We start from the raw sequence: 1,340 nt of genomic DNA on the forward strand, positions 1-1,340 counted from the left end.
AGCGCCTCGACGCCGCGCACCGTCCCCTGCGCGCCCGCCCGCGCCGCGCCGGCCGCGGTCGGCTGCGCCGCCAGCAGCAGCGCCGCGGCGCGCCTACAGCTCGACACCGAGCGCCAGGTTGAGGTGGTGCGCGCCGTACGTGACGCCGTCGTAGCGCGTGCGGAGGCGCCGCCACTCGGCGCCCACGAGCAGCGGCTGCACGGGACGCCACGCGAGGTGCGCCGCGCACCCGACGTTGCGGCGCCGCGCCGGCAGCTCCTCGGGCGCGACCGCGTTGACCCCGCACCCGGCGCCCGACAGCAGCGTCGGGTGCGCGCGCCAGTTGAGCTGCCCCCACGCCGCCGCGTCGCGCAGCGGCGCCCCCACCGCGCCGGCCGGGCTCCCCGCCGGCGGGCGCCCGAACACCTGCCCGATCGCGCCGCCGCCCAGCCCGCGCAGCAGCCGCCCGAACGCGTACGCCTCGCCGCGCAGCTCGACGCCGTCGCCGAGCGCGGCGCGCGCGCCGGCGGTGAGCGCGCGGCTCGCGCGCAGCGCGCCGTTCCCCGCGTCCACCCAGCCGCGGTGCGCGCCGACGGCGACCTCGCCACCGCGCGACAGCGCGGCGCCCAGCCCCGGCAGGTCGCGCTCGTCGGCCGGCGTCCCCCACCGCGCGCGGAGCCGCGCCTGCAGGAAGGGGCGCCGCGCGCGTGCGGTGGGCGGTGCAGGGCGCGGTGCTGGCGCGCCGAGCGTGCGCGTGACGCGCGCCTGCGGCAGCCAGTTCCAGAGGTTGCCGGCGCCCGAGAAGTCGGGGATCCCCACCGCCGCCACGCTCATCGGGTCGAGGTCCGACACCAGCGGCGTCTCCGAGCCGACCAGGAGCTCCGTGCGCGCCCACGCCAGCCGCGCGTGCGCGATGCGCAGCCGCGGCTCGGGGAAGAGCCGGCGGTCCGCGGGGCCGCCCTGCGCGCCGCCGAAGAAGTCGACGTCGATCACCGCGTCGAGGTCGCCCCCGAGCACGTCGGTGATGGCCGCCGCCGCGCCGACGCGCGACTGCCGCACCGTCGCCCCGAGCACGCCGTCGCGCGACGGCGTGGCCGCGGGCGGGAGCGCGATCTGCGGCACGTCCACGACGTTGGTGCGCCCCGACGTGTAGAACGCGTTGGTCAGCACCGTCGCGTACAGCTCCAGCCGCGCGCGCGACCGGGTGCGCGCCGACCCCTCGGCCACCTCGCCGAGCTGGCGCCGCAGCAGCTCGATCGCCGCCTCCGCGCGCGCCAGCAGCGCCGCCAGCGAGTCGGCGCGCGCCGCGCTGTCGGGCGCGGCGCTGTCGGCGCGCACGCCGTCGGGGAGCGCCTGCGCCG

1 pseudogene is annotated in these 1,340 nt (G+C 80.7%); it reads right to left on the minus strand.

Annotated features, from left to right (window positions below):
• Positions 1–93 precede the first annotated feature (93 nt).
• A pseudogene (locus PYV61_RS25385) lies at positions 94–1,340 on the minus strand (hypothetical protein); the annotation flags it as partial.

Source organism: Roseisolibacter sp. H3M3-2 (assembly GCF_029211165.1).
In the GTDB taxonomy this organism is placed as follows: Bacteria; Gemmatimonadota; Gemmatimonadetes; order Gemmatimonadales; family Gemmatimonadaceae; genus Roseisolibacter.